1 protein-coding gene is annotated in these 587 nt (G+C 41.7%); it reads left to right on the forward strand.

The window, feature by feature from the left end; genetic code table 11:
- Positions 1-364: P-loop NTPase family protein (locus N1032_RS26645; protein ID WP_259543671.1), on the forward strand; the 364-nt coding region annotated here is incomplete at its 5' end.
- Positions 365-587 lie beyond the last annotated feature (223 nt).

Consider the following 587-nt stretch of genomic DNA (forward strand, 5'->3'; position numbering starts at 1 on the left):
CTTTGGTCAGAACGATTGGGAAGATATCAAACAGTGTATTCGTTTTTGGGTTATTGAGAATGATGTTAAGTTTATTATTCTTGATAACATCACTGCATTGGTATCTCACCTTACTCCGTCTGAAATCAACACTGAAATCTCGAAGATTGCATCTGAGCTTGCTGGGATGTGTCAAGAGCTTGAGTTTACAGCATTTGTGCTGTCTCACTTAAATGCTCCGAGTTCTGGCGATCCTCATGAAGAGGGTGGTCAGGTAAAAGAAGTTCAGTTTACAGGGTCTAGATCATTGATGCGTTGGTGTCAATGTATCATCGGCTTTGAGCGTGACAAGCAGGCGGAAGGTAAGGAAAGAATAACAGTGTGATCCGTTTGCTCAAAGAGCGTAATTACGGTCAAACTGGTATCTGTTATACTAAATACGTTCACGAAACGGGACGTCTTTTAGAGCGTACAGAGGACGAGGTGGATAAGTCGGATCACTTCCGATTCGTAGATGAAATGGAAGGAGTATTGGCAAAGGATGCCTAAGAAGCTAAATCACCATTCTAAAGTCTACGTTTTTGATATTGAAGCCAATGGCTTGTACT

Source organism: Herbiconiux daphne, from assembly GCF_024979295.1.
GTDB classification, from domain to species: domain Bacteria; phylum Actinomycetota; class Actinomycetes; order Actinomycetales; family Microbacteriaceae; genus Herbiconiux; species Herbiconiux daphnes.